Origin of the sequence: Neorhizobium sp. LMR1-1-1.1, from assembly GCF_040675795.1 — a bacterium.
GTDB lineage: Bacteria > Pseudomonadota > Alphaproteobacteria > Rhizobiales > Rhizobiaceae > Neorhizobium > Neorhizobium cellulosilyticum.
The window spans coordinates 823881-843817 of record NZ_JBEGHE010000025.1; the positions used below are offsets into that span (position 1 = coordinate 823881).

Annotated in this window: 16 protein-coding genes and 1 tRNA gene; 9 read left to right on the forward strand and 8 right to left on the reverse strand. The window is 59.3% G+C overall.

The features are described 5' to 3' along the window. Positions 1-79: 79 nt before the first annotated feature. Complete coding sequence (locus tag MRBLMR1_RS17070; RefSeq protein ID WP_148144062.1) at positions 80-403, reverse strand: hypothetical protein; 324 nt, start codon at positions 401-403, stop codon at positions 80-82. A gap of 179 nt (positions 404-582) precedes the next feature. Here MRBLMR1_RS17070 and MRBLMR1_RS17075 point away from each other — a divergent pair, with 179 nt between their 5' ends. Then, positions 583-1350 (forward strand): S24 family peptidase, encoded by a 768-nt coding sequence (locus MRBLMR1_RS17075; protein WP_148144061.1) that lies wholly within the window; start codon positions 583-585, stop codon positions 1348-1350. A 25-nt stretch (positions 1351-1375) separates the two neighbouring features. Here the strand turns inward: MRBLMR1_RS17075 and MRBLMR1_RS17080 are convergent, their stop codons facing one another. Both MRBLMR1_RS17080 and mutY read right to left on the reverse strand, forming a co-directional pair. Then, a complete protein-coding gene (locus MRBLMR1_RS17080) occupies positions 1376-1990 on the reverse strand; it encodes an HAD family hydrolase (RefSeq protein WP_148144060.1) in 615 nt (204 codons plus the stop codon). 14 nt (positions 1991-2004) lie between these two features. Continuing rightward, a complete protein-coding gene (gene mutY, locus MRBLMR1_RS17085) occupies positions 2005-3096 on the reverse strand; it encodes an A/G-specific adenine glycosylase (protein WP_148144059.1) in 1092 nt (363 codons plus the stop codon). 93 nt (positions 3097-3189) lie between these two features. Here mutY and MRBLMR1_RS17090 point away from each other — a divergent pair, with 93 nt between their 5' ends. The 5 genes from MRBLMR1_RS17090 to MRBLMR1_RS17110 all read left to right on the forward strand — a co-directional run bounded on the left by MRBLMR1_RS17090 (position 3190) and on the right by MRBLMR1_RS17110 (position 11550). Then, on the forward strand, positions 3190-3708 hold the full coding sequence (locus tag MRBLMR1_RS17090; protein ID WP_500065360.1) for a DUF721 domain-containing protein: 519 nt from the start codon (positions 3190-3192) through the stop codon (positions 3706-3708). 143 nt (positions 3709-3851) lie between these two features. After that, the gene (locus MRBLMR1_RS17095) at positions 3852-4553 is read left to right on the forward strand and encodes a DsbA family protein (protein ID WP_148144057.1); all 702 of its coding nucleotides are present in this window, start codon (positions 3852-3854) and stop codon (positions 4551-4553) included. Between the two features lie 36 nt (positions 4554-4589). After that, positions 4590-8051: a chromosome segregation SMC family protein gene (locus MRBLMR1_RS17100; RefSeq protein WP_148144056.1), complete on the forward strand. Its 3462-nt coding sequence runs from the start codon at positions 4590-4592 to the stop codon at positions 8049-8051. Between the two features lie 379 nt (positions 8052-8430). After that, on the forward strand, positions 8431-11103 hold the full coding sequence (ppdK, locus tag MRBLMR1_RS17105; RefSeq protein WP_148144055.1) for a pyruvate, phosphate dikinase: 2673 nt from the start codon (positions 8431-8433) through the stop codon (positions 11101-11103). Between the two features lie 87 nt (positions 11104-11190). Beyond that, positions 11191-11550 (forward strand): VOC family protein, encoded by a 360-nt coding sequence (locus MRBLMR1_RS17110; RefSeq protein ID WP_148144054.1) that lies wholly within the window; start codon positions 11191-11193, stop codon positions 11548-11550. Positions 11551-11556: 6 nt separating this feature from the next. Here the strand turns inward: MRBLMR1_RS17110 and MRBLMR1_RS17115 are convergent, their stop codons facing one another. Next, positions 11557-11826 carry a hypothetical protein gene (locus tag MRBLMR1_RS17115; protein ID WP_148144053.1) on the reverse strand — a complete coding sequence of 90 codons (270 nt, stop codon included), beginning with the start codon at positions 11824-11826 and terminating at the stop codon, positions 11557-11559. A 206-nt stretch (positions 11827-12032) separates the two neighbouring features. On the opposite strand from MRBLMR1_RS17115, the gene MRBLMR1_RS17120 reads away from it, so the two are divergent. Then, positions 12033-12926: a DUF1499 domain-containing protein gene (locus tag MRBLMR1_RS17120; RefSeq protein ID WP_148144052.1), complete on the forward strand. Its 894-nt coding sequence runs from the start codon at positions 12033-12035 to the stop codon at positions 12924-12926. 42 nt (positions 12927-12968) lie between these two features. On the opposite strand, the gene MRBLMR1_RS17125 is transcribed toward MRBLMR1_RS17120, so the two are convergent. Beyond that, positions 12969-13880 carry an MBL fold metallo-hydrolase gene (locus MRBLMR1_RS17125; RefSeq protein WP_148144108.1) on the reverse strand — a complete coding sequence of 304 codons (912 nt, stop codon included), beginning with the start codon at positions 13878-13880 and terminating at the stop codon, positions 12969-12971. A gap of 163 nt (positions 13881-14043) precedes the next feature. Between MRBLMR1_RS17125 and MRBLMR1_RS17130 the strand changes: the two genes are divergently transcribed. After that, positions 14044-14118 (forward strand) — tRNA-Gln (locus MRBLMR1_RS17130). A 4-nt stretch (positions 14119-14122) separates the two neighbouring features. Here MRBLMR1_RS17130 and MRBLMR1_RS17135 read toward each other — a convergent pair. The 3 genes from MRBLMR1_RS17135 to MRBLMR1_RS17145 form a co-directional block, all read right to left on the reverse strand. Further along, positions 14123-15115, reverse strand: a complete 993-nt coding sequence (locus MRBLMR1_RS17135) for a GNAT family N-acetyltransferase (protein ID WP_500065364.1) — start codon at positions 15113-15115, stop codon at positions 14123-14125. 388 nt (positions 15116-15503) lie between these two features. Beyond that, complete coding sequence (locus MRBLMR1_RS17140; RefSeq protein WP_148144051.1) at positions 15504-16592, reverse strand: glycosyltransferase family 4 protein; 1089 nt, start codon at positions 16590-16592, stop codon at positions 15504-15506. 9 nt (positions 16593-16601) lie between these two features. Beyond that, positions 16602-18011, reverse strand: a complete 1410-nt coding sequence (locus MRBLMR1_RS17145) for an NAD(P)-binding protein (RefSeq protein WP_148144050.1) — start codon at positions 18009-18011, stop codon at positions 16602-16604. A gap of 406 nt (positions 18012-18417) precedes the next feature. Between MRBLMR1_RS17145 and MRBLMR1_RS17150 the strand changes: the two genes are divergently transcribed. Next, positions 18418-19857: a lipopolysaccharide biosynthesis protein gene (locus tag MRBLMR1_RS17150; RefSeq protein WP_148144049.1), complete on the forward strand. Its 1440-nt coding sequence runs from the start codon at positions 18418-18420 to the stop codon at positions 19855-19857. The last annotated feature ends 80 nt before the right edge of the window (positions 19858-19937 follow it).

Consider the following 19937-nt stretch of genomic DNA (forward strand, 5'->3'; position numbering starts at 1 on the left):
TCGGTTTTGTACCTCTAGTCCTGAAAGAGGATAATGGCGTCCGGGTGGCTGTACCCGGACGCCATATTCATTTGTCGTTTCAGAAGAAGCGGGTCCGGCGAAGCCGGACGCGGTCGGCCAGAAGAGCGCAGTAGCTGGCCAGGTAGACGCCCTTCTCGGTCACGCTGATCCGCAATGATCCATCGGCCTCGAATGTCTCCGTTGTCGTATCCACCACGGCTCCATCCACATAGATGATCTCGACTTTGAGGCTTCTGCCTGTCCGGGCAAGTGTGACAGACTTGCGCAGCCCGTCCTCCATGTCGAAGGCGTAGTTTCGGGTAAAGTCTTCTTCGGACGTCTCCAAAGTCTGGGCAAGCTTTTCGGGATAAGGCATCAGGGCGGCGTCGCTATGAGCTGGCACATGGCTTTCCGGTCACCTGTTGCTAAGGTGAGCAGCTTAAATATGCGAAATCGACTTGCGGTTGTGACTGCGGCAACTAATCTGGATTGCAGTCATGGTCTGCGATTGGGAAAATCACCCGCAGACTAGTAAAAATATTTTCACCTGTAAACTGATTTCTACTCAGGGTTTTGGATGAAATGAGAATTCCACTCGAGGGGGATGTCGCGGCGAAGATAGAGGCCAAGCTGGCCAAGTTTTCGCGCGGATGGGCAAAGCTGGAACTGGATCCTCTGCGCCGCGCCACATCGTTCAAGGTTCTGGTGCTCTGCGAAATGCTGGGCGGCCGGACAAAGGCTGCCGAAGCTGTAGAACTGGCCGACAATACATTGGACAACTACCGCCACGGCAAGAAGGATCCGACATTTGCCAAATTGGAATTGATGGCGGAAAAGGCCGGTATCGCCGCTCGTTATCTCGGGGGCGAATGGTCGTTTGAAGATGACGCGATACGCATCAGTCTCGCCGCACCGGTAACATCATCTGGTTTCGCCGCGCCGCCCGGCCTAATGGACAACCCCTCTCAACCCTATGTCCACGGCTATGACGAGATCAGGCCATCGACGACTGCGGCAGCAACAGCGATCGAGAACTACTGGGCGAGATTGGGTCTCGATCCGGACACCGTCACCACATTGCTGGCCGAGGGAGACAGCATGCTCCCGACGATCGCCGACCAGTCGCCGGTCTTCGTCGATACCGGAGACCGTGATCTTGCCGATGGTGGCATCTATGCATTGCGGATCGACAATCGCCTGATCATCCGCCGTGTGCAGCGTCTGGTCGGGGGAGGGCTGCAGCTTCTAGCCGACAACAATGCCGCCTATCCGCCGCAAGAACTCGGTGAGACTGCATCGGCCGAACTCGAAGTCATCGGTCGCGTGCGCAGCACAGCCATCGCCTGCTGACGATAGCTGCGCCAAGCCGGGTTACTTAGACATCGATGCCGTGAGCGATGAGATCCTGCTTCAGCTTCTCCGCGCCGGTAAACTGCACGGCTTTCCAGCCTGCAGCGCGTGCGCCTTCGACATTCACCATCGTATCGTCGATGAAGATCGAGTTTTCGGGGGTGAGGCCGAAATCCTTCGCATGCCGCTCGTAGATCGCCACATCCGGCTTGATCAGGCCGATCTCACCCGAGACGGTGATACCGCGCGTCGCATTGAGGAATGGATACATCCTGCGCGCCTCGACAAACGTGTCGGCCGCAAAATTCGTCAGCATCGTCACGTCATGGCCCTTGTCGATCAGCCCGAGCATGATGGCGACGCTGTCGTCATAGGAATGCGAGACCATTTCGGGCCAGTATTTGCGGAAGGCGCGGATATGTTCCTCCCGCTCGGGATACTGGGCAATCAGCAGAGCTTCTGCGTCTTCCCACTTGCGGCCGCGGTCCTGCTCCAGGTTCCAGTCATGGGTGCAGACATTCTGGAAAAACCATTTCCGCTCTTCGGCATCGGGAATGATGCGCGAAAACGGCAGGTTGGGATCGTAGTGAATGAGAACCTTGCCGATATCGAAGACGATGTGGTCGATCTTGTCTGCCATGATGTTTCCTGCGGTCAGTGTTTTGCAAAGGCTGTCGGAATAGCCTGAGTGATTACCTTTTTCATGACAGTCGGCAAAGCCTCGTCATCGAGCTTTTCGATAGGCACCCACCAGCCTGTCGGCTCTTTACCGGCAGGAATCCGCGTGCGGAAAACCGAAAGCCTCAGTTCGAAATGGGTGAAGACGTGGGTAATGGCGCCGCACGGATGCCAATCCGAGTCGAAGGGTGCATGGTCGATGTCGGTTCCGCCGTCGATCCGCGCTGTCCATGCGGTGGTCGGCACTTCCGTCATTCCGCCGAGCAGGCCGGTTTCGATGCGCCGTCTCAGCAAGATCTCGCCATTCTCTGTCACGGCGACGAAGGCAGCGCCGACGCGGACCGGCTTTTCCTTTTTCGCCGCCTTGACCGGAAAACGCTCCGGCTCGTGTTCCGCCAGCGCCAGACAGTCATCGCGGAAGGGACAGAGCGCGCAGGCAGGGCGCTTCGGCGTGCAGATCGTGGCCCCCAGGTCCATCATCGCTTGGGCGAAATCCCCGGGCCGGTCGGTCGGCGTCAGTTCGCGCACCCTGGCTTTCATCTCGGGCTTGGAGCCGGGTAGTGGCGCATCGATCGCATAGAGGCGCGAAATCACCCGCTCGACATTACCGTCCATGACGGCCGACGGCCGGTTGAAGGCGATGGCGGCGACAGCTGCGGACGTGTAGTCCCCGATACCGGGAAGCGCGCGCAGTCCCTCTTCGGTATCAGGGAATATGCCGTGATGGTCGTTGGCTACCGCTTCGGCGCATTTCTTCAGGTTGCGGGCGCGGGCGTAATATCCGAGCCCCGCCCAGGCGGCCATCACGTCCTCCGAAGGCGCTGCCGCCAGATCGGTTACCTTGGGCCAGCGCTCCAGGAATTTTGTAAAATAGGGTTTGACCGCCTGAACGGTCGTCTGCTGCAGCATCACTTCCGACAGCCAGACATGATAGGGATCGGCCCGTTTCCCGGCCGTCGCCGCCGACGGGCTGACGCGCCACGGTAGTTCCCGGTGATGGCGGTCATACCAGGAAAGCAGCTTATGTGCATGGGTGAGCGTGGGTATCGGGGATAACGTATCGAGCATCGTTTGCCGTTTTAGGGGTGTGTGCCCTATACTTGGAAGATGAATGCGCCGGCATCAAGGACGGCTCAAGCCTGTGGGGCCGGTTATCCAGCGATGAATTATCCATCCAAGAAGACGCCATTTATCCGCAAGGGTGCAAACCAGATCGCCGAGATCGCCAATGGCATCATCGATCCGGTGCTGGCCAAGCGCGCCGGCATCTCGACGGCGCTTCTCGGTTCCTGGGACGAAATCGCCGGCGAAGAATTCGCCGATTGCACCCGGCCGGAAAAGATCACCTGGGCCCGCAATGACGGTTACCGGGACGATGGTTATACGTCCGGCGTGCTGACGATTGCCTGCGAGGGCGCACGTGCGCTGTTTCTCACCCACGCCCAGGGCGAACTGATCGGCCGTATCAACAGCTTCTTCGGTTTTCCGGCCGTGCGCCAGATCCGCATCGTCCAGAAGCCGGTTTCGCCGCAACTCAAGCATCCGCGCACGCCGCGCCCCTTGAAGGGCGAGCCGGCCCGCAAGCTGCACGACATGATGGAAGGCATCGAAAGCGAGGCGCTGCGCAAGGCGGTCGAGCGTTTGGGCACCGCAGTGATGCAGCAAAAGCGCACACGTTGAGGTGAAGCCGGGCTTAAGCCCAGGTTTTCCCAGCTTTCGTCACAATTCTTTGAAGTAAGTTACCTATCGGCAACTTGCCGAGGATTGAGCGCCGGGATACGGAGGTTCCAATCTTTTCTTATTTGCTCTCAAACGGGTGTCCTATGCTTTTGAACGATATGACCATGACCAGGCGCGCGCTTCTCGGCGGTGTTGCCGTCACAGCGCTCGCTCTTGCCTTTCCGCTCGGCGTTACCGATGCTCTCGCTCAGGAAAAGCCGGAATCGCAGGGCGATGTCGACATGGCTGCAGCGCTGAAGCCCGGCACCCTGCCGGAAATGGCGCTCGGCAGTGCCGATGCCCCGATCAAGGTCATCGAATACATGTCGATGACCTGCCCGCATTGCGCAAACTTCCACAACGTCACCTTCGACCCGATCAAGACGAAGTATATCGATAGCGGCAAGGTGCAGTTCATCATCCGCGAATTCCCGTTCGATCCGGTCGCAACCGCCGCCTTCATGCTGGCACGCAGCAACCCGCAGAAGCCGGAAGAGCTGGCAACGCCGGAACAGTATTTCGCGATGGTCTCCATGCTGTTCAAGCAGCAGCGCGCCTGGGCGGCTCCAGCCGACAAGGATGTCCGCAACGCGTTGATGCAGACGGTCAAGATTGCCGGTTACACACAGCAGACTTTCGAAGCCTGCTTGACGAACCAGAAGCTTCTCGATGAAATCAATGCTTCTGTGAAGCGTGGCGCGGATGAATTCGCCGTCAACTCCACGCCGACCTTCCTGATCAACGGGAAGAAGTATTCTGGGGACATGTCGGTTGAATCCATGTCGGCGCTTTTCGACAGCATCTGATAACGCTCTCTCCATCGGGAGAGTGAGGGGCGCAGCATGAAGTTCAACAAGCTGCGCCTCGTCGGTTTCAAGTCCTTTGTCGAACCGACCGAATTTTTCATCGAGCGCGGCCTGACCGGAGTGGTCGGGCCGAACGGCTGCGGCAAGTCCAATCTTGTCGAAGCGCTGCGCTGGGTGATGGGCGAAAATTCCTACAAGAACATGCGCGCGTCCGGCATGGACGACGTCATCTTTTCTGGCTCCGGCAATCGACCGGCCCGTAACACCGCCGAAGTCGGCCTCTATCTCGACAATTCCGATCGCACCGCCCCTGCAGCTTTTAACGATGCCGACGAGATCCAGGTCACCCGCCGGATCGAGCGCGAGAATGGCTCCGTCTATCGCATCAACGGCAAGGAAAGCCGTGCCAAGGATGTGCAGCTTCTTTTCGCCGATGCCTCGACCGGCGCCCGCTCGCCCTCCATGGTCGGGCAGGGCAGGATCGGCGAACTCATCAACGCCAAGCCGCAGGCTCGTCGGCAATTGCTGGAAGAGGCCGCCGGCATCTCCGGCCTGCATTCGCGCCGCCACGAGGCGGAACTTCGCCTGCGCGCCGCCGAGACCAATCTCGAGCGTCTCGAAGATGTCGTCGTCCAGCTGGAAAGCCAGATCGAAAGCCTGAAACGTCAGGCCCGACAGGCAAACCGCTTCAAGTCGCTGTCGGCCGATATCCGCGCCCGCGAGGCGATGCTTCTGCATATCCGCTGGGTCGAGGCCGAGCAGGCGGAGCTGGAAGCCCAGACCGCGCTGAACCAGATCACCGTCACGGTAGCCGAAAAGGCGCAAGGCCAGATGGAGGCGGCCAAGGATCAGGCCGTCGCCAGCCTCAAACTGCCGGAACTGCGCGAGGAGGAGGCGAAAGCCGGTGCCGCCCTGCAGCGCCTGCAGATCGCCCGAAGCCAGCTGGAAGAGGAGGCCGGACGACTGCTCAAGCGCCGCGACGAGCTGACCCGGCGCCTGGCGCAACTGGCCGAAGACATTCGCCGCGAGGAACAGCTCGCCGCCGACAATACGTCTTTCCTTGAAAAACTGGACGAGGAAGAAGCCGAGCTGAACGACATGCTGGCGGATAGTGGTGCCGAAAGCGCCGATCTCGGCGAAGCATTCGAGGCGGCAGGCGCAGCCCTTACTGAGAGCGAGCAACTGCTGGCGACGATCACCGGTGAGCGCGCCGAAGCCGCCGCCGGTCGCAACCAGCTCGAACGTCTGATCCGTGATCTTTCAGAACGTCGTCAGCGCCTCGATCGCCAGCGGCAGGATGCGGCGGCCGAACTCGATGCCGTTTCCGAACGGCTCGGCGCACTTGATGACCCGGAGGAAAAGGCGGAACTGGTCGAAGCCGCCGAGATGGCGCTGGAGGATGCTACTGCCGCTGCCGAAGAGGCCGAAGCCGCACTCAACTCCACCCGCTCTGCGGAAGTCTCCGCGCGCCGTCCGGTGGAGGATGCAAAGACCAAGGTCAACGGGCTGGAGACCGAAGCCCGCACGATCAGGAAGATGCTCGCTGCCGGCGCCGCCTCAGGCGACTACGTGCCGGTTGCCGAAATGATCCATGTCGAGCGCGGTTACGAGGCGGCGCTTGGGGCAGCTCTCGGGGACGATCTCGAAAGCCCGGTCGATGACGCGGCCCCCAGTTATTGGTCGGTGACCGGTGACAGCTCCGACGATCCGCGCCTGCCGGATGGCGTCGAGCCGCTGTCGGCCCGTGTCACCGCCCCGCCGGAACTTACTCGCGCATTAGCGCAGATCGGGATCGCCTCTGCCGGTAACGCGCAGAGCCTGATGGCATCGCTGAAGCCCGGCCAGCGGCTTGTGACCAAAGAGGGTGCTGTCTATCGCTGGGATGGCCATGTCACCGGATCGGAAGCACCCGGAGCGGCTGCACTGCGCCTGTCGCAGAAGAACCGCCTTTCCGAACTCGAAGCCGAGATCGACGAAGCCCGAGATGTTCTGGCCGAATGCGAAAGCCTGCTCGCCGATGCCGTCGCCGAGATCGCAACGAGCGAGCGGCTGCTTGCCGATGCTCGCGACCGGGTGCGGCTTGCCACACGTCAGGTTGCCGATGCCCGTGAGGCGCTGGCCGCTGCGGAACGCGCCTCAGGCGATCTCATGCGTCGCCGCGATGTGGTCACCGAGGCGCTCAATCAGGTCGATACGCAAATTGAGGATGTCGATGTTCAGGGCGAAAACGCCCGTATCGAACTCGAAAATGCCCCGGACCTGTCGGATCTCGACAATCGCCTGCGTGACCAGCAGGCCACTGTTGCAACCGATCGTGGCCGGCTGGCCGAAGCGCGTGCCCGCTATGAAGGCCTGAGCCGAGAACTCGAAGCCCGCAAGCGCCGTATCGCTGCCATCGCCCAGGAACGCTCGTCCTGGAAGGCCCGCGCCGATAGCGCCGCCGCCCATATCGACAGCCTGCGCGAGCGCAAGGAAGAGGCGCGTGACGAGATCGTCGAGCTGGAAGCCGCGCCCGAAGAGGTCGACGATCGTCGCCGCAGCCTGATGTCCGAACTGCAAAAGGCGGAGGCTGCGCGAAAACTCGCAGCTGACGAACTGGTCATTGCTGAAACTCGCCAGCGCGAAGCGGACCAGCGTGCCGCAACCGCTCTTTCTGAGCTTGCCGATGCGCGCGAAAAACGCGGGCGTGCCGAGGAGCGACTGGTTTCCGCAGCCGAAAGGCGCCACGAGAGCGAACAGCGTATTCGCGAGGCCTTGAATGTCTCGCCGCCGGAAGTCCTGCGCCTCACCGGCCTGCAGCCGGGCCAGCCTGTTCCGGATATCCGCGCCATCGAACGCGAGGTCGACCGCCTGAAAATGGAGCGCGAGCGGCTCGGCGCCGTCAATCTGCGTGCCGACGAGGAGCAGAAGGAACTTTCCGACAAGCTTGCGACGCTCATCCGCGAGCGCGACGACGTGGTCGACGCGATCCGCAAGCTGCGTGGTGCCATCCAGAGCCTCAACAAGGAAGGTCGCGAGCGCCTGATTGCCGCTTTCGATGTGGTCAACACCCAGTTTCAGCGCTTGTTCACCCACCTTTTCGGCGGCGGTACGGCAGAATTGCAGCTGATCGAATCCGAGGATCCGCTGGAAGCCGGGCTTGAAATCCTCGCCCGCCCACCCGGCAAGAAGCCGCAGACGATGACGCTTCTCTCAGGCGGCGAACAGGCATTGACGGCGATGGCGCTGATCTTCGCCGTCTTCCTTACCAATCCCGCTCCGATCTGCGTTCTGGACGAAGTGGATGCGCCGCTCGACGACCACAATGTCGAGCGCTACTGTAACCTGATGGACGAAATGGCCGCCTCGACCGAGACACGCTTCGTCATCATCACCCATAATCCGATCACCATGGCGCGCATGAACCGGCTCTTCGGCGTGACAATGGCAGAGCAGGGTGTTTCCCAGCTGGTTTCGGTCGATCTCCAGACCGCTGAGCTGCTGCGTGAGGCGAGCTAAAAAAACGAGAGTTTTTTGCGCCATAATTGATTGTAGTCACATATACGTTGTTTCACCCATATAGGGGATGCGCGGGATGTGGTATATGGCTATGCAGAATTACGGATTCGGCGGGGGCTGGGGGGCGTCTTTGGGCGCAAAGGCCATTCGGCGAATATGTACCCCCCGCGTGGGTTTCCTGTCCTACGCGGAAGGCTTTGCGGGGCCGAGTGTGATCCGGCCCCGCAAAGCTTTTATCTCTCCCGTCTTCGGATTCACCTCCAAATTGCGCCAAATTGCCTGTTGCATAATGCTGCAGCGCACATAATCCTGCCGCCATGATTTCCCAAGCTGTTGCAAAAGCTCTGAATTTCAGAGAAAAATGCGCGGGGAGGCAGGAATGGCAAAACGGGTTTACTGGTTCGGCGGTGGTAAGGCAGAAGGCGGCGCGGTGGATATCGCATTGCTGGGCGGCAAAGGGGCACATCTCGCCGAAATGGCGAGCCTTGGCTTGCCGGTCCCCCCGGGGCTGACCATTACCTGTGACTGCTGCCACGAATTTTTCCGCAATGGCAAAAAGATCTGCGACGACCTGAAGGCTGATGTTCTGGCCGGGCTGAAAGCGGTTGAAAAGGAAACCGGTCGCATCTTCGGCGGCAGTGAAAGGCCACTGCTTCTTTCCGTCCGTTCCGGATCGCGCGCCTCCATGCCCGGCATGCTGGACACGGTCCTCAATCTTGGCCTCAACGACGAAACGGTGCAGGCGCTCGGCCATGATGCCGGCGACGCCCGTTTTGCCTGGGACAGCTATCGTCGCTTCATCCAGATGTATGCCGATGTCGTCATGGGCCTCGACAACGAAATTTTCGAAGAGGTGCTGGAAGACGAGAAGGGTCGCCTCGGTCGCCAGCACGATACCGATCTGTCGGCCGTCGAATGGCAGCATATCGTCACGCTCTACAAGCGCCTGATCGAGGACGAACTGGACGAGAGTTTTCCGCAGGACCCGCATGTCCAGCTATGGAAGGCGATCGCAGCGGTTTTCTCCAGCTGGCACAACGCCCGCGCCGTGACCTACCGCACGCTCCATCGCATCCCCGAAACCTGGGGCACGGCCGTCAACGTCCAGGCCATGGTCTTCGGCAATCTCGGTTCGACTTCCGCCACCGGCGTTGCCTTTACCCGCAACCCGTCCACCGGCGAAAAGGCCCTGTACGGCGAGTTTCTCGCCAATGCGCAAGGCGAGGATGTCGTCGCCGGTATCCGCACGCCCCAGTCGATCACCGAGGAAGGCCGGCTTGCATCCGGCTCTGAAAAGCCGTCGATGGAAAAGCTGATGCCCGAGGCGTTTCAGGAATTCCGCGGCATCTGCGATCGTCTCGAACAGCATTATCAGGATCTTCAGGACGTAGAGTTCACCGTCGAGCGCGGAAAACTCTGGATGCTGCAGACGCGAACGGGAAAGCGCACGACCAAGGCCGCCATGCGGGTTGCCGTGGAAATGGTCGAGGAGGGGCTGATCTCGGAAGAACAGGCGGTCTGTCGCATCGACCCGCCGTCGCTGGATCAGCTTCTGCATCCGACCATCGATCCGCGCGTCCCCCGCCACCAGATCGGCTCCGGCCTTCCCGCCTCGCCGGGGGCGGCGACCGGCGAGATCGTTTTCACCGCTGAACAGGCGGTCGCGGCGGAAGCCGAAGGAAAACGTGTCGTGCTCGTGCGCATCGAGACCAGCCCGGAAGACATTCACGGCATGCATGCGGCAGAAGCGATCCTGACGACACGCGGCGGCATGACCAGCCATGCGGCGGTCGTTGCGCGCGGCATGGGTATCCCCTGCGTCGTCGGCGCGGGCTCGATGCGGGTCGATCTGCGCAACGAAACCCTGACCGGAGCCGGCGGCGTGACGCTCAGAAAAGGCGATATCGTTACCGTTGACGGTTCATCAGGTCAGATCCTCAAGGGCCGCGTCGCCATGCAGCAGCCGGAACTCTCCGGTGACTTCGGAAAGCTGATGGCCTGGGCCGACAGGGCGCGCCGGATGCAGGTCCGCACCAATGCCGACACCCCTCAGGATGCGCGCTCGGCCCGCTCCTTCGGGGCGGAAGGTATCGGTCTTTGCCGTACCGAACACATGTTCTTCGAAGGTGACCGCATCCACGCGATGCGCGAGATGATCCTTGCCGAAGACGAGGCGGCGCGCCGTGCTGCTCTGGCAAAACTCTTGCCGCTGCAACGTTCGGATTTCACTGAGCTTTTCACCATCATGCACGGCCTGCCGGTAACCATCCGCCTGCTCGATCCGCCGCTGCATGAATTCCTGCCCAAGACGGAAGCCGAGATCGACGATGTCGCGCGTGCGATGGGCATGTCCGCCGATTTTCTTGCCCGCCGCATCGATGCGATCCACGAATTCAACCCGATGCTCGGCCATCGCGGCTGTCGCCTTGCAATCTCCTATCCGGAGATCGCCGAAATGCAGGCGCGAGCCATTTTCGAGGCCGCAACCGAAGCGGCCAAGGCGACCGGCGAGCCGGTGGAGCTGGAGATACTGGTACCGCTGGTCAGCCTCCGGGCAGAGCTCGATTACGTCAAGGGCGTCATCGATGCCGTTGCCCGCGATGTCTGGAAAGAGACCGGCATGGAGATCGGTTATCTGGCCGGCACGATGATCGAGCTGCCGCGTGCCGCGATCCGCGCCCATGTCATTGCCGAAACCGCCGAGTTCTTCTCCTTCGGTACCAACGACCTGACCCAGACCACATTCGGCATGTCGCGCGATGACGCAGCAACCTTCATCCCGACCTATCAGCGAAAAGGGATCATCGAGCACGACCCCTTCGTCTCGCTGGATTTCGATGGCGTCGGCGAACTGATCCAGATTGCCGCCGAGCGCGGCCGCAGAACCAAGCCTGATCTCAAGATGGGTATTTGCGGCGAACATGGCGGGGATCCGGCATCGATCCATTTCTGCGAAAACGCCGATCTAGACTATGTGTCCTGCTCGCCCTTCCGTGTGCCGGTGGCGCGCCTCGCTGCAGCCCAGGCCGCTATCGCCAAGCGCAACGCCTGACCCTTCAGCCGTGAAGGGCGCTCAGGATGGCGTGAACTTGGCCGTTCATGTTAGTATGCCCCTGGCGGAAAACCTGGGGAGGGGACGATGCCGAATCTCGATCATGTCAACATCCACACCCGCGATGCGGCTGTGATGATCGATTTTTTGACGACGCTTCTTGGCGTGGAGGAGGGGTATCGCCCGCCTTTCAGCATGCCGGGCCACTGGCTCTATCTCGAAGGCCATCCGGCCATCCATCTGAATGTCGTGGAGCGCCCGGAGGATTTTCCGCAAGGCATGCTCAACCACGCAGCCTTCGCCTTTTTCGATCGGAACGATGCGATCAGCCGGGCGACGGCGACCGGTTATCGTCTCGAACACGATGAGATACCGGGGGCAGGTATCGGTCAGATATTCGTCTATGGCCCCGAAGGCATCAGGATAGAGCTGCAGTACAGGCAGTAGCGGGTCTTACGGTCTGTGAACGATCACGCGCCGTTCGACCACGATCGGTGAGTGCCAGAACATCTGGTCGTTGCGTTCCATCATCGAGCGGGTCTGTGCGCGTCGGTCGAGTTCGATATCGAGCAGGCATCGCGCCATGGCATCCGTTTTGGCGCGAAAACCGTAGCCTGCGCAGGTGCGCTCGTCGGCCGCTCGCCGCTCCTCCGGTGTCATCGTCTGGCACGAGGCCAGAATGAGAAGCAGTGCCGAGGGGATGAGAATTCGGGAAAGACGCATGGTCATGCTCCATCAGGTCGCACGGACGAGCCGCGAACAGGTATGTAGAGCATTCGACGATGAAATGCGCGGGGCATGAAAAAAATCGAGGTGGAAAAACCGGCAGCAGAGGGCGTCAGCAGTGGCCCATGAAGCTTTGAGATTCCATTCTTGCGACACCTGTCCTACACAGTCTTGATTGTTTCGTCCGGAGCTTGCGCCGCAAAATGACTGTCCGTTTCGTCCGGCCCGTTTCCCAATCCGCCTATCTTGGCCAGCGGTTGGCTTTGTCGGCATTGCTGCTGTTCGTGATTGTGGCTCTTGCCCATCGTTTCGGCCCGTTGAACGAACCGGATTTCCTGGCGCTTCTGTTCCTGTCCGCAGCCATCGCTGCCGTATCCCTGCCGCTTTCGCTCGTTGGCCTTGTTCGCTTGTGGCAGGTTGGGGCCGATGGCGGCGTTGCGGCCATGAAGGGGCTGATCTATGCGGCATTGCCGCTTGGCACAGTCGCTTATGGGGCCGTGCAATATTATGCGAAGCCGGCAATCTACGACATTTCTACCGATCTGGCTGATCCGCCGGCTTTTATCTCCGAATTGCATTTCGCCCAGCGCTGGCTTCCCAGACCCCCGGTGCCTGCGGCAGGCGAGCGGCGTGCCCAGTTCGCAGCTTACCCGGGTTTGATCGGCAGGCGGTATGAGGGTGCGCTTGACCGTGTTTATGATGGCGTCCGCAAGGCATCCCTGTCCGCCAGAATTGCGATTGCAAAGACCAACGGGCTTTCGCTGGTCGAGCCTGACCGGACCGAGCGAAGCGCGCCGAAAGATGACCAGGCGCCGGTCCCCGATATCGCACCAGTGCCGGTGCCACGGCCCGAACCATCACTGGATGGCGCTGTCGGCAATCCGACCGAGGTCGTGTTGCAGGGGGCGACCCGCACATTGATCGCCGGATTGCGTTTCGATGTTGTCATCCGTTTGCGCGAGGATGCCGAAACGACCTTTGTCGATATCCGTGTCGTCTCTCGCTATGGGCCGCATGATCTCGGTTTCGGTGCGGAGATCGCCGAGGATTTTCTCGACCGCCTCGACGCCGAACTGCTCGGGCTCTCTGGCGGCTAAAGTCGCAACCGGATTGCGTAAGCAATGCGACAGGCAATTCTGTCAGACCGGCCGATAGATTCCGTGCAGCGAGGGTGGCCCATCGGTTGCTACCCTCCCTTTTTCAAGAAGGTCTTCGATATGGGCAAGAACCGAAAGCGCTGCCGCGCCATGCAGCTTGGGATCGGTCTTCACGTAGATGGCCTTGACCATGTCGGCGATCAGTCTGTCGCCGGCCAGAATGCGTTCCATCACGGCTCGCTCCCGCATACGTCGATGGGTCCGCAAACCCCGCAGGAATGAAGCAGGCTCGCGCACCGGGCCGCCATGGCCGGGGAAATAGATCCGGTCCTTGCGGGCCAGCAGCTTTTCGACAGAAGCCATGAAATCGGCCATGGATCCGTCCGGGGGCGCAACGATCGTCGTTGCCCAGGCCATCACGTGATCGGCCGAAAACACGATGCCGGTATCCTTCAGTGCGAAGACGGAATGGTTCGCCGTGTGGCCGGGCGTGTGAATGGCCGAAAGCGCCCATCCATCGCCTTCGATCACCTGCCCGTCGGCAATCGCGATATCCGGCAGAAATTCCGTATCGGCGCTTTCCGAAAAAGGATTGATCTCCCCTTCATGCAACGGCCGTGCCGCGCGATGTGCGCCTTCTGCAACCGTTGACGCACCCGTGGCGTCCTTCAGGCGCGCTGCCAGCGGCGAATGATCTCTGTGTGTATGGCTGACGAAGATATGGCTGACTTCCCGACCGTTGATGGCCCGCATCAGCGCATCGAAATGCGCTTCGTTGTCGGGGCCGGGATCGATGACGGCCAGCGAGGATTTGCCGACGATGTAACTGTTGGTGCCGTAAAAAGTGAAGGGGGAGGGATTGTTGACGGTCAGTCGCTGAACGTCCTGCGCAATCGGAACGGCATGGCCGTAGTCCGGTGAGAATTCGGTGTCGAAATCGATATCGCTTGCCATGCCTTGCGTCTTGCCAGCCTTTTCCTTCGCCATATCCCGCTTTATTCCAAAAACTATCGCAAGGAAAATAGCCGGATGAACGAAGATAGCCGTTGAGGGCGGGATAAAGCTTTGCTAGAGGAAGCGCCTGCCGTGCGGCATCTTCATGCGGTCACGGAAGTGTTGGGGCGTCGCCAAGCGGTAAGGCACCGGTTTTTGGTACCGGCATTCCCAGGTTCGAATCCTGGCGCCCCAGCCATATTTCAGCAAAATGTGTTAGTGACCGAGGAATCCATCCGCCGGATCTGTCGCAGCACGCGATAGGGCATGCTGGCCTTGGTAACGATATAACGGGGCGATGTCTTGCCGCCGAAGCCGGAGAACAGCAGGATCGAGCCCGCGTTGACGATCCCGTCGAAATCGAAGACACGGCCCATAGCCGCAGCAGACTGGATCGCGTTCCAGAGCAGAAGCGGTACGACGCCGTTGCCGGCATCCGGTGCGCGGGTCGACATCAGGTAATAATAAGTGCTGTTGTCGAAGACACAGAAAATCGCCGCCTTCGGCCTGCCGGTTGCGCTCTCTCGTGCGACCCAGATGTGGCCGCGTCCGCGAGTGACCGCCTGGATCGCGACTTCCTTGCAAACGCCGAAATCGATATTGGCCTGCAGGCTCTTTTCTTCGAGATGGGCCGCAGAAAGGTGGAAGAAGGCTTCCGGATCCGAACTTTCATGAACGTCGAAATTCTCCGCGGCCCGGCGGATGACATTGCGTGTCTTGTCGCGCATCGCCTTCCAGATTACGGCGTCCGGGTAGGGCTCTATTTCGAAAGTGAACTGAACCTGGACATTGTAGCCCTGTGCCTGAAAGGGCAGGGCGTCACATACGCCGCGATGCATCTTCTGACGGAAGGATGAAAGCGGCGGGAGTTTGCGGATAAGTTCCTGCGTGATCGAATGGCGTTTGACATAGCGATTGGCTTCGCTGCCGCCGCCGTCGTCGATGCCCGGGCCGAGAAAATGCGTCAGCGTCGGCATGTTGCTGCTCGTCAGGCCGTATCGGGAATTGACCATATAGGGAAGGCGCCCGACCGTTCGTCCGCCATCGGTCACCTCGACGAAATCGACCCGCCCGCGTGTGGCAGCTTCCAGCCACCATTGTTCGTGGAATATTGTCGGCGTCAGCTTGTTGAACGCCATCTCTGCTGCCGCTTTTAACTGGCCCTGTTGGTCAATACTCTTGCTACGCGTGATCATCGAACCTAGCCTCAGTACTATAGATTCTGAACTATGCCTGCTGAGTGGGTATCTGTCGGAGTTATTTGCATTGTATTTGCGGCGTCATGTTAAACGAAAATTAATTAATGTGAATAAGAGCATTCATATTTATTGATTCAAGTTTAATTGCTGCGCTGCAAATAAAATAGATCGAGCGGCAAAGTAAAAATATTAATTCGCTGAATCAATAGCTTGTCGACTGGCCTGTAGCGGCTGTCGGCGAGGTTTCGTCGGAGGAAATCTAGATCGCTTCGGGTTCTAGGCCTGCTGCTCAGGCAAAAAGGCACAGGTTGTGGGGGGGCAGGTGAGTGAAACCTGCCGCGTCCTTGCTTCAGAGCGGGATAGGGTGGTCGCCGAAAAATATGGATCAGACAGCCTGACGCGTCGCGCCGATGAATTTCGGTTTTGCCATGGCGGACCGGTAGACCGCCGTCGTTTCCAGGGCGACGCGTTCTATGGTCAGGTTGTCGATGCGAATCTGGCTCTTTTCCTGCCATTCGCGAAGAGTGGCGGGATCGGCAAGGAGGTTGGCAAGGGCTGCGGCCAGCATCTCCGGTGCCGATGGAGGCACGAGTATGCCGGCTTCGCCGAATTCCAGCAACTGCGGAATCCCGTCGACCTTTGTCCCAATGATGGCGCAGCGCGCCTCGCGCGCCTCGGAAATCACCAGAGGCGCAGGATCGGCAAGCGACGGCAGGACGAATATGTCGGCCGCCAGCATGTAAGGATAGGGATCGTCGAGCGAGCCGACGAAGGTGATTGCGTCACCGCAGCCCGTCTGCCTCGCCAGTTCCCGGTATTCTTCGCCCATAGGGCCGCTGCCGACGATGAAAAGCCGCGCTGCGGGATATGTGGCGTGAACAATCTTGAACGCCTGTATGAGGTCCACGACCCCCTTGCGCGGGTGTAACCCGCCAACGAATAGGATGCTCGGATGCGCAAGATCGGCAGGAGCCGCTTGCCTGTTGGCAAAACGTGCAGTGCCGATCGTGCCGTTGAGCACGACATGCAGCTTTTTCGCCGAAATTCCGCGCTGCTGCATGGAGCGACTGACGGATTCGCTGACGGCGATCACCCGGGTGCCGAGCCCCATCAGGATGGCGCTTTTTTCAAATTCATTGTGAACGGTGGTGACCAGCGGAATCCCGGACAGCTTGCAGACCGGATAGGCCAGTACGGCGCTCGTCATCATATGCGCATGGATGACATCAGGTTTCCACTCGTTGACATGACGTTTCAATGTCGCGACCGAGCGGACGACCGTCAGCAGTCTCCGTTCGTGATCGACGATGCGGGTCGCTACATGGTTGCTTGCCAGCAGCTCGTCGAAATCGCCGCCGCCGCTGGCGATGCATACCTCATGACCGAGCCTTCTTTGCTCGCATGCGAGATCGACTGCTGCATGGACATGTCCGTTCAGCCGGTAGGTGTGGTTAAGAAGATGCATGATACGCATGTTCGGTTACTATCCGCTTTTACATGGAATAAGCTCAAGTCTCTTGTCGTGCCGTTCCCGATGGTCCGGATTATCTGCGGGTTCCGGGTGACGGTACCCCAAAGCCCGTTCCGCTTCCAATGTCGAAACTCTGGCTGTCGGTTGATAGTTGAATGCGCCGTGGCGTCCGAAGGATTCGATCCCGAACTGTCTCAGTCGATCGATTTGCCGGGCAGCTTCCGCCGGCGCGCCGTGCGTATAGATCGGATAGGCGTTTTTAAGAACCTGGCCGCCCTCCAGCTTCAGGTCGCCGTTAAATATGGCGTTGCTGGCAACATGCGCCCTGAATTCCGCTTCTGCAAGTTCAATGCTGGTGATCGTGTCGTTGCTGACGACCTCGACAGCGAAATATTCGCGGCCGTCATTGCGGCTATAGAAATCGGAATAGATCGTCAGCCGCTTCCATGCTGCTTCATAGGAGAAGTTGTAAAGGATGGATTGGGTAAACCCGCGATCGCCCGAGAAGCTGAAATAGAGACTGATAAGCGTGATTGTCTCCAGCGACTTTTCCTGTTCCAGCCCGCAAAGTCGAAGCATGATGTTGATCGGCATGGTCGAGATCACTCGCGCAGCCGCTATTGTCTTGCCTTGTGCTGGCGTTACGATGAACTGTTCATCTTCCTTGGCCACCTTGGATATCGGCGTGCCAAGCCTGAAGGTGACCCCGTTTTCGATGAGGCCTTTCTTGGCTGGCTCGTAAAGGACCGCATAGCCTTCCTTCGGTCTTGCCAGTTGCTTGTTCTTTAGATGCGGCAATTTCCTCTGGCGCATTTTCCGGAGCAAGCCTCGCAGCGACGAGTGCTCCTTGATCCACATCATGCGCTTTTCGGCCAGTTCCAGGTCGATATGTTCGGGTGGAACGCCGTAAAAGCGCGCCATATAGTTTTCCAGCCCCGAACGCTTGAGGAGGTAGCCGCCGATCCAGAACCTGGCGAAATCCTTGGCGTTGCGCAGCCGACGGCGCCAGATCCGCGCATGGATGATGGAGAGGACAATTCGGCAGATGCCGGCCGGCCCGGCGCCAAGGATGTCATCGACGATCGAAATCGGGTAGCGCGTAATCTGCCTCTGAGGATTAAGCCTTCCCCAAGTCGGATGGACATGAACGTAATGTTCGAGCAGTTCCGGAAAATGCTTGAGCAGTGGAGAGTCATCCTGAAAGATCAGGCTGCCGATGTCGAAGGTGAAGCCATTGGCCGACCAGTCGATGTGGTTCCCGCCAATGTGTTGATATTCGTCGATAATCGCAATGCGCGCGCTGTTTTGTCGAAGGAGTACCGATGCAGCAACGAGGCCGGTTATGCCCGCGCCCAGGATGATTGCATCATAGACGTCAGCCTCGGATGCCGTTTCCGGCTGCAACTTGTAAGAATCAAGCATCGATTCTCCCTCATAGTTGGCTAGGAGGCTAACAATACTTTCAATAAATATCACATACATCAAATCCGCACTATAATTACTGGCGTGTCAACGCAGGAAATGCACAATAAGTTTGGATTTAATAATTCGTAATTCACGACGTATTTCGAGATATCTTTGATTTCAGTATAGATTATCGTCTGTTTGTGTGTATCGTTGATTTAGTCGAAAGGTCTGTTTGCGCTCTTTATCGGCATTGTCGGCATTTATCGATCGGAAACGCTCCGCTTCGGCTAGGTTGAATTCGCGTTTATGACGTCCTCTGTGCCGGTTCGTCGCTTCGGACGGAAGGACGTTTTCCAGAATAAGCGAGCCTTATTCTCGAAGGCTTGCTGACGGTCTCTTTTGTTTGAGGGTTGGGTCGTCCATGCTTGCATTTGCCACGCTAAGAGGCGCATCCTGGCTGATCTTCTCGCGCCTGTTCGGCCGCGTTGTCGACTTTGTCAATCTTCTCATCCTGGCGCGCCTGCTCGTGCCTGCCGATTTCGGCGTCACTGCTTTGGCCATGGCGCTGGTGCTGATTATCGACAGTATATTGGAGGTGCCGGTTACCCAGGCGCTCGTGCGCCTTCCCACGATAGACAAGCAGCATCTGGATACGGGCTTCACGCTTGCCGTTCTGCGAGGCATCGCTGTTGCCGCACTCACAATCGGCTGCGCGTGGCCATATTCCTGGATCAATGGTGATCCGGAACTGGTACCCGTTGTCTGTATTCTGGCGATCGGCACGGTGGTCAAGGGGCTCTACAGTCCGGCAATGGTCTACTTCGCCCGCAATATCGATTTCCGTCCGACCTTTATTGCCGAGACGACCAGTAAGGTCTGCGGCCTGATCGCCGCTATCGTCATCGTCTATACGGAGGGCGGTTATTGGGCGCTGGTCGCCAACTATGTCGTCGCGGCAAGCGTCACGACAATGATGTCATATGTTTTTGCCCGCTATCGCCCCGCCTTCTCTCTTCGGCGTCTTGGCGATTTTGCCGGCTTCATGGGCTGGTTCACCGCCTCGCAGGTCGTGTCTGCACTGAATTGGCAATATGACCGGCTGATGATCGGCGCCTATGTTCCGAAAGCTTTGCTTGGCCGCTATACGGTGGCGAATGACGTTTCGTTGATACCGACGCAGAGCTTTATCGGCCCGGCTCTGCAGCCTCTGATGTCTGCATTTTCGAAGATGAGTTCGGACCGGGCAAGGGTCGGTCAGGCATTTCTGAAGGCAATCCGCATCGCCATGCTGATCTGCGTGCCTGCCACGCTCGGCATCGCCCTGACCGCGGATCTGGTCACTAATCTTCTGCTCGGGCCGAAATGGGCTGAGGCTGCGCCTTATCTGGCCTTGCTGTCCATCTCCATGCTGCCGGTGCCCTATTTTCAGACGCTGATTTCTCTTAGTCTTGCCCTTGATCGTCCGGATCTTCTGTTTCGGATAAATCTGATCGATTTCATCCTCCGCACGATCGCTGTCACGACCGGTTTCTATTTCTTTTCGATCGAGGGCGTTATCTACGCAAAGCTTCTGATGGCCGCCGTAATGGGGGCCTATTACGTGTTTCAGCTGCGGCAGCTCCTCAATCTCGGGTTCCGGCGGCAGCTCCGGAATCTGTGGAAGGTCGCGGTGGCCGGCGCCGTGATGGTCGTTGCCGTCTATTGGTTGCGAATGCAATTCGCCGGTCTGGAAATCCCCGATTTCCTGGAGATGGTCCTGATTGCAGGTTTCGGCGCGGCAGCTTACGGCGCAACGCTGCTGGCTCTGGGCTTGAGGCTTAAGCTCGGCGGTGGCCGCTTTGAGCTGTTTGATGCACGCTGACGTCGTCGCGTGCTCAAGGGCAAGGCTTCAGGCTCTGGCGTCCGATGGGCCCCGGCTGCCAAAGCAGTCACAGCGGAAGC

Bases quoted from the DNA above. Each gene is read 5' to 3' on its own strand.
- MRBLMR1_RS17080 (WP_148144060.1), bottom strand. From the start codon at position 1,990: ATGGCAGACAAGATCGACCACATCGTCTTCGATATCGGCAAGGTTCTC.
- MRBLMR1_RS17075 (WP_148144061.1), top strand. From the start codon at position 583: ATGAGAATTCCACTCGAGGGGGATGTCGCGGCGAAGATAGAGGCCAAG.
- MRBLMR1_RS17115 (WP_148144053.1), bottom strand. From the start codon at position 11,826: ATGCGTCTTTCCCGAATTCTCATCCCCTCGGCACTGCTTCTCATTCTG.
- MRBLMR1_RS17100 (WP_148144056.1), top strand. From the start codon at position 4,590: ATGAAGTTCAACAAGCTGCGCCTCGTCGGTTTCAAGTCCTTTGTCGAA.
- MRBLMR1_RS17145 (WP_148144050.1), bottom strand. From the start codon at position 18,011: ATGCTTGATTCTTACAAGTTGCAGCCGGAAACGGCATCCGAGGCTGAC.
- MRBLMR1_RS17125 (WP_148144108.1), bottom strand. From the start codon at position 13,880: ATGGCAAGCGATATCGATTTCGACACCGAATTCTCACCGGACTACGGC.
- mutY (WP_148144059.1), bottom strand. From the start codon at position 3,096: ATGCTCGATACGTTATCCCCGATACCCACGCTCACCCATGCACATAAG.
- MRBLMR1_RS17140 (WP_148144051.1), bottom strand. From the start codon at position 16,592: ATGCGTATCATGCATCTTCTTAACCACACCTACCGGCTGAACGGACAT.
- MRBLMR1_RS17090 (WP_500065360.1), top strand. From the start codon at position 3,190: ATGAATTATCCATCCAAGAAGACGCCATTTATCCGCAAGGGTGCAAAC.
- MRBLMR1_RS17110 (WP_148144054.1), top strand. From the start codon at position 11,191: ATGCCGAATCTCGATCATGTCAACATCCACACCCGCGATGCGGCTGTG.
- MRBLMR1_RS17150 (WP_148144049.1), top strand. From the start codon at position 18,418: ATGCTTGCATTTGCCACGCTAAGAGGCGCATCCTGGCTGATCTTCTCG.
- MRBLMR1_RS17120 (WP_148144052.1), top strand. From the start codon at position 12,033: ATGACTGTCCGTTTCGTCCGGCCCGTTTCCCAATCCGCCTATCTTGGC.
- ppdK (WP_148144055.1), top strand. From the start codon at position 8,431: ATGGCAAAACGGGTTTACTGGTTCGGCGGTGGTAAGGCAGAAGGCGGC.
- MRBLMR1_RS17095 (WP_148144057.1), top strand. From the start codon at position 3,852: ATGCTTTTGAACGATATGACCATGACCAGGCGCGCGCTTCTCGGCGGT.
- MRBLMR1_RS17135 (WP_500065364.1), bottom strand. From the start codon at position 15,115: ATGATCACGCGTAGCAAGAGTATTGACCAACAGGGCCAGTTAAAAGCG.